This window comes from uncultured Allobaculum sp., from assembly GCF_948576815.1.
In the GTDB taxonomy this organism is placed as follows: Bacteria; Bacillota_I; Bacilli_A; order Erysipelotrichales; family Erysipelotrichaceae; genus Allobaculum; species Allobaculum fili.
On record NZ_CAPAEZ010000100.1, the window covers coordinates 1 to 7,291 of the forward strand.

The following is a 7,291-nucleotide window of genomic DNA, read 5'->3' on the forward strand; positions in this document are numbered from 1 at the left end:
CGGAAAAGATAAATCCTGTCTGGACGCAAATGGCGAGTGCAATTTCACCATTCGAAAAAAGACCCGCAGAGCGATGCTGCGGGTTTTCTTTGGCCTGCATGGATTTCCAAACCGAGTGCGGCCTGTTTCGAAAACCAAAACCCAGGCCGTGATCCGGTATACTGAATAGTAAGACAGAAAAGGAGGCAGACCCATGCCAGAGCGCAAAGATTATCCGGAAAATTCATTCAGTCCAGAGCGCAAAACGGCAGAGACGGATGCAGCGCTGCCTCAGACGTCGCCAAAGGGTACGACGCGTTCCAGATCGTCTCGACGCGAGCGGATCCGTCCGGACCTTTCCAAAGACGGTCTTCGCAAAGCGGACAAGATTCTGATCGTTCTTTTGCTGGCGTGTGCAGTGCTTCTGCTTTTTCCGCTTCTGAACTATAAAGAAGGCGGCTCATATGCCGTCGTGAAAGTGCGCAGCGAAGAAAAGCTCCGGCTTCCGCTCAGCGAAGACGGCGAATATTCGGTGGAAGGCACCTTAGGCACGGTCCACATTTCCATAAAAAATGGTAAGGCTGCGGTCACGCAGGAAAACTCGCCCCATCATTACTGCTCCCGACAGGGGTATGTAGATTCGCCGGCGGTTCCCATTGTCTGTCTGCCCAACGAGACGATTGTGACGATTGAGGGCAGTGAAGCCCAGGAAGATACGGTGATTCAATGAATCGGACAATTCGTAAAATGACGATTCTTTCGCTGCTGATCGCGGCAGCGATTCTCATGCAGATCGTCGAATCTTTCTTTCCGCTGATTACGATCATTCCCGGCTACAAAATCGGTCTGGCCAATATTGCCGGCCTGTTCGCGCTGTATGCCTATGGACCAAAGGAAATGTGTGCGGTTACCGTACTGCGCATTTTCCTGGCTTCGCTGGCCACTGGTACCCTCTTTTCCGTCAGCTTTCTGCTCTCGGCATGCGGATGTACGCTGTCTCTGATCGGCATGACGCTGGCATACCGTTCGGGCTGGTTTTCCATTTACGGAGTCAGTACGCTGGGTGCGGCCTGTCATACGATCGGACAGGTCATTGCGATTGCCTGGATTTATCAGCAGTTTTTCATGGGCTTGTTTCTGCCGGCCCTGCTTGCGCTTTCCGTGCTCTCCGGACTTTGCATCGCCTGGATTGCCCGGCAGGTGCTCATTCGCATTCGCCTGAATTAAGCACGAATAAGCGCGAATGGGTAAGAAGATCGTTATACAAGACGGGCTCTGGCCAGCGAAACTAAGCCCGTGCAAAACGATGCAAAGTTGAAAATCCGGAAACTGAGAAAGAGAGGCGGCCTCATGGAAGATACTTACTGCGCGATTCTCATGCAGCTTGAACAGGATATGAAAAATGAAATTTCGACGGCTTCCCCGTCCAGAGAAAAGCTTCAGCGAACGATCAGCGCGTTTAAGCCGGAGCAGATCTCGGCACAGACCGCTTTAAAGGCACTCGATCTGGAGCTGCAGATCGAGACCGAAAAGACCGTTCCTTCGCAGGCCAATATTGCCGCGTGCCGTCTGTGGCATGCGGCGATTGAAAACGCCAGAAAGGATTCGGACTGGCGTCTGCTCTTTGCCCGTATGGACTTCGAAAACGCCTTAAATGGACAGGAGCCAGAAAACAAAGGAAGGACACGTATTCTCTTTGATGATCACAGGCGCTTAAGAAAATGGGTCGGCGCTCTTCTCGTACTGCTTACGGTTCTGCTTTTTGGAGTGCTGACAATTGCGCTTCGCTGGTCCTACGGGGCCTGCCTGATCGTTCTGTTCCTGTTCATGAATCTGGCGCTCTGGATTTGCGAAGTGGCCTGGCCCATGATTTTGCGCCGGCGGATTTTACGGGACAGCCGGCAGGCAGCGCAGGGCGCTCTGCGCATTTTTCTGAAGAAAATCGCTCTCAATCGCTGGACGTGGTCTTTGCCCTCGCTTGTCCGCCTGTTTAAGGCGTGGTCGAGCACCCTCTTAAAAAAGGGAAAGAAGCAAGCCGTCTAAACCGATCCGTACAGAAAAATCATAAAAAATCATCGTAAAACGCTCGAGGCCGCTCCCATTTAGGGGCGGTCTTTTGAAAATACAGACATATCTGTTTTTTTGGATTAAAAATCTCTTGTTCAAATAAGAGATAAATTCACAAATTAGGAATTCTTTGTTATGATTGGAGCGGTGATAATCATGAAAAACGCAAACTCTGTTCCAAAGGCGACCCTGCAGAGATATCCGGTATATCTTAAAGCGCTTCGTAAACTTCAGAAAAACGGGGTTTCCAAAATCATGTCGCGCGAGCTGAGCAACTTCGTAGACATTGAACCGACTACGATCCGCCGCGATTTCTCGTTTCTTGGAAACCTGGGAAAACAGGGCTACGGATATGATGTAGACAAACTGATCGAGATTTTCAATCAGGAGCTTGGTGTAGATTTTGATGAAAAAATCATTCTGGTCGGTGCCGGCAACCTTGGCCGTGCCCTGATGAACTATAACAAGTGGGATTATGTCGTCGGCGAAATCGCCTGCGCGTTCGATATCGATCCGGCCAAGACCGGAAACATGTTCGGCATCAATGTATACTCGCTCGATGAGCTGGAAACACGCATCCCCAAAGGATGCCGCATTGCCATCCTGACCATTTCGGAAGATATCCAGGCTACCGTTGACCGTCTGATTGCCAACGGCATAATCGGCATCGTCGATTTTACCCACCAGCATTTTCAGGTTCCGCATCACGTGATGGTCAAAGCCGTTGATGTGGTCAGCTCGATTCAGGAGCTCGTTTTCACGACCAACTCCATGGACAGCGCCTCCACCAAAAACGGAAACAGCTAAGCTGTCTGCACCTGCCTTTTTCTGCGAGAAGGCAGGTGTTTTTGCATCGAAAAGCAAAACGGGAAGACCGCGATTTGGCTGGAACGGCCGGCTTTGTGACGTTCTGTTTCGGCTTTAGCTGGCGCTCATATTGTAATTTACGTCTCGCAATGGTTTAATACCCATAGCTCTTAGCGAGACGTTTTTCTGTGCCTATGGCGCATGAATTAATCCGCCTGAATCAGATCTGCGGATTGGAGCGTTCCTGATGGAGGGACGCTTTTCTCTTTTAAGGAAAGGAGCATTTTAATGCTTGTAAAGAAACTGAAAGAAAAGATCAGCGAATACGATGGAAAACCCGTGACCCTGCAGGGATGGGTGAGAACCAATCGAAATTCGAAAAATATCAGCTTTATCGAATTCAATGACGGAAGCTGCTTCTCCAATCTTCAGATTGTCTATTCTCCAGAAATGGAAGGCTACGAACAGGCTTCCAAAATCACAACCGGCAGTGCTATTGAAGTAAAAGGTACAGTCCACGCGACACCGGAGGCTAAACAGCCTCTCGAAGTGGCAGCCGATTCCATTACCGTTCTCGGTATGGCGGATCATGACTATCCGCTGCAGAAGAAGAGACACAGCTATGAATTCATGCGCGAAATCCCGCACGTTCGTCCGCGTGCCAACACGTACTACGCGGTATTCCGTCTGCGTTCCGTTCTGTCCATGGCGATTCATACGTTCTTCCAGGACCGCGGCTTTGTTTATGTACAAACGCCAATCATTACGGGAAACGATGCGGAAGGCGCCGGTGAATGCTTTACCGTAACGACCATTGATGATCAGGAGTACGAAAAGGACTTCTTCGGCAAGCACGCCCAGCTGACCGTATCCGGCCAGCTGCACGTTGAGCCGTTTGCGCTGACGTACCGCAACGTATATACGTTCGGTCCGACGTTCCGTGCGGAAAACTCAAACACGACCCGTCATGCGGCTGAGTTCTGGATGATCGAACCGGAACTCGCTTTCGCGGATCTGTCCGATAACATGGACGTGATCGAGGACATGATCAAGTACTGCATCCGCTACGTTCTGGAACATGCACCGGAAGAAATGGCGTTCTTCCAGAAAATGATCGATAAAGACTGCATCGATCGCGTTAAAAAGGTAGCCGACAGCGAATTCCGCCGTATGACGTATACCGAAGCCATCAAGGAACTGGAAAAAGTCAAAGACCGCTTCGACAACAAGAACATTTACTGGGGCATGGATCTTCAGTCCGAGCACGAACGCTACATTTGCGAACAGGTTGTAGGCGGTCCGGTGTTCCTGATCGACTATCCGAAAGAAATCAAAGCGTTCTACATGCGTGAAAACGAAGACGGCAAGACCGTAGCGGCCTGCGACCTTCTCGTTCCGTATGTCGGCGAGCTCGTCGGCGGAAGCCAGCGTGAAGAGCGCTACGATGTTCTGAAAAAGAAAATGGACGATATGGGCATGGAAGAATCCACTCTGCAGTGGTACATGGACTTGCGCCGCTTTGGCGGATGCGTTCATTCCGGATTCGGTCTTGGATTTGACCGCATGCTCATGTACCTCTCCGGCATCCAGAACATCCGCGACGTACAGCCGTATCCGCGTACTCCGCGCAACCTGATTTTCTAAACCTTTATACTCAGCTGTATTCAGCGAATATCATCAGCCGCATCGAGACGAACCCGATGCGGCTGTCTTTTTGTATCGAAAGATTTTTCCAGGGAAATGTAAATCATTATGAAGCGTGCCAAATTCCATTCACAGAGCTTCATCCCGCGCAGAAACAGGAAATACATTCCGGCGGATAGCGGCTTGGAAGAAGCGCCCCAAAGGACAGGGGATGTATGCATAACGAGAACAGAATTTTGAACGCCTCATTTTTTGCAAAGTCGTCAAGGCGTTTCTGAAAGCCGCTTTAATGTTCATTTAACGATAGGTATCGGATTTTTGACAAAGTAAGCGATTTCTTTTTGTTTATGAGAATTCCAAATTTCTTTAAAAATGTATATGTATAATGAACACTCATTTTTTTTACAATTTTCGTGATTCACACACACTTTTCCACATTCTGCGTGAAGACCTTTTACTTAAAGGGCCCATCGCTTTTTATACGAATCGGATTGTTTGGAAATATTTAAGAAATTATTCTGGTCATTTTGCTTCCGTTTTGGATAATTGGTACTCTCTTTGGGCAAACGCAAGGAGGACCAACTATGAAAAATAAGTTTCTGGCAAGACATGCCGCGATGACTTTAGCAATGGCAGTAGCCTGCGGATTCCATCAGTGTCCGTATTTGCTGCTGAACCCGCAAATCAATCACTTGGAAAAGAAGCCATGTCGGTTTCGTCCAATTTCTTTAATGGAATCGATCGAAATCAGTCAACGATTAAAAATAAAACAACCAGTCTTCTCGAAAAGAAAACCGGCGAAGTCGTAGAAAAAGGAAAAACCGTTTACTACGATCAGTTTGGTCTTCTCGCTTCGGGAAAGCTGAATACAAAAGACGGCAACTATCTCTTTGATGAGAACGGTCAGAAAGTAACCGGCTTTGTCAAAGAAGAAGGCAAAACCGTCTACTATGATGAAACGACCGGCCGCAAGGTAGAAGAAGCCACTGAAATTGAAAAGGACGGCAAGACCTATCTGCTCGATGAAAACGGCAATACGCAGACAGGCTGGACCGACTACGAAGGCAAGGAATACTACCTGGATGCCGACGGATCCATCGTCAAAGGCCAGACCCGCGATGTGGACGGCGTTCGCTACAGTTTCGATGAAAACGGACAGAAAGAAATGTCCGTAACCAAAGACGGCTACGTCTATGACGAGAACGGCAAAGGAAAGGAAGATCTGAGCGGCTACGACAAAATCGCACAGGCAGCCCTTGCGCAGATCGGCGTGAATCAGGACTGCACCATGCTGGTGACCAATTCGCTTAAAACGGTCGGCATCAACTTCCACGGCGCTCCAGAAGCCTATCTTTCTCTTGGCCCGCTGACGAACAACCCCGTTCCTGGCGATATCTGTGTGTACCAGGGCCATGTAGCAATCTACATCGGCAACGGACAGGCTGTACACGGCGGCTGGAACGGATACACTACAGCGGTTTATTCCGTATCCTGCGCCAATCCGCTGATCGGATACGTACATCCCGTTCTGCCTTAATTCATTCCAATTCTTACTGCTTAAAACAACAACCGCTTTCAAAACCAGCGACGAAACTGTGAAAGCGGTTGTAAAGAAATAATTAAGAAAAACAGGTCTTCTCAGAAGACAGAGACCAATGGATGGGGTAGTATACAGCCATGGAAATCAGCAGCAGATTTCCTGAATAATACAATTTCCTTTCTTTTTTCTCTTTTTAGGAAAGGTCGTCCCGATTCGCCCCGGAGACGGCCTTTTTCTTTTAAATTACTTTACATAAAGCGGGAACAGGAAAAATCCACTGTTGCTCTGCGATAATTCGAATGCAGTTAAAACATATCCGCAGAATGCATGAAAGAATTCTCCGTAACCAGCACACAACCAGCAATGAGTATCCGTCCGTCAGGATCAGTACCCCAGCAACGCTAAAAAATATGCTCATGAAATTAACATATTGGAAATAATATATTTACTTTAGGACGTAAAGAATCTGTTAAACAGGGTGATCGAAGTCAAATAAAAACTTAACAATTCTGGTGAAATAGAACTTTACAATTTTTGGAGGATATAATTTTTCAGAGATACTCGAGGTGGTGAATCTACCCAGCAGCCACACACCTGTATGGTCAAAAGAGAACCGGGGGGAGTTGGGCCCGGCGAGCATCTCTAAACTAAGAAGAAAGAGCCGGTAGCGGCTCTTTTCTTTTACAAGATGCGGAAGAGAAAGCAGGAAACAAGGATGCGCGGAATAAATGGTATATGCAGGCATCCCCGTATACAGAAGCTGGACAGAACCGATGAAACGGCGATAGAACGCCTCAGGCTCTCTTTTCTTTTGGGTACTGCCTTGGCAGACAGTCGACAATGCTTTTTCCCGGACAGGGGACTGGAAGCAGCTGGTGATATGGCGCGACCGGCGGTTTCTATTGGTGAAAAGAAGTATCGCCGTACGGATTTGGAACAGATCAAGGCTGAATTAACGAATGCAAAATGGCATTAAGAAGCTATAAAGAAATTGCGGGCGTCAGAATACATCTTTCCAGAAAAAACGGTATCCTGAAATCAAGGAAATCAAGCAGCAGATTTCCTGAAATCATAATCATTTTTTCCTTTCTTTTCTCTTATCATTCGGAAGCAGCCCAGCTTCCAAAAATGCGTTCCTTGCCCAGGACGCATGATCCTCTGCTCATTCGCCCGTGCAGAGGATTTTTTTATGGGCACAAAACAATGCTGTTCACTTAAGCTTCACAAGTGAGCAGTGCCTTGCCTTTCTAGTTT

General features: G+C 48.2%; 7 protein-coding genes. All 7 read left to right on the plus strand.

What is annotated here, in order from left to right; translation table 11 throughout:
* Positions 1-193 precede the first annotated feature (193 nt).
* A complete protein-coding gene (locus Q2J39_RS10150) occupies positions 194-709 on the plus strand; it encodes a NusG domain II-containing protein (RefSeq protein ID WP_230268475.1) in 516 nt (171 codons plus the stop codon).
* The gene (locus Q2J39_RS10155; RefSeq protein WP_230268474.1) at positions 706-1,206 is read left to right on the plus strand and encodes a Gx transporter family protein; all 501 of its coding nucleotides are present in this window, start codon (positions 706-708) and stop codon (positions 1,204-1,206) included. Before Q2J39_RS10150 ends, Q2J39_RS10155 begins: the two co-directional genes overlap by 4 nt.
* 123 nt (positions 1,207-1,329) lie before the next feature.
* Positions 1,330-2,022 (plus strand): hypothetical protein, encoded by a 693-nt coding sequence (locus tag Q2J39_RS10160; protein ID WP_288340570.1) that lies wholly within the window; start codon positions 1,330-1,332, stop codon positions 2,020-2,022.
* Positions 2,023-2,202: 180 nt separating this feature from the next.
* Entirely contained in the window at positions 2,203-2,853 is a 651-nt protein-coding gene (locus Q2J39_RS10165; protein WP_230268472.1) for a redox-sensing transcriptional repressor Rex, read from the plus strand.
* A 288-nt stretch (positions 2,854-3,141) separates the two neighbouring features.
* Positions 3,142-4,497 (plus strand): asparagine--tRNA ligase, encoded by a 1,356-nt coding sequence (gene asnS / locus Q2J39_RS10170; protein WP_288340568.1) that lies wholly within the window; start codon positions 3,142-3,144, stop codon positions 4,495-4,497.
* 706 nt (positions 4,498-5,203) lie between these two features.
* Positions 5,204-6,034, plus strand: coding sequence for an NlpC/P60 family protein (locus Q2J39_RS10175; protein WP_288340566.1), 831 nt, complete (start codon positions 5,204-5,206; stop codon positions 6,032-6,034).
* A gap of 718 nt (positions 6,035-6,752) precedes the next feature.
* Positions 6,753-7,013 (plus strand): hypothetical protein, encoded by a 261-nt coding sequence (locus Q2J39_RS10180; protein WP_288340564.1) that lies wholly within the window; start codon positions 6,753-6,755, stop codon positions 7,011-7,013.
* Positions 7,014-7,291: the final 278 nt, after the last annotated feature.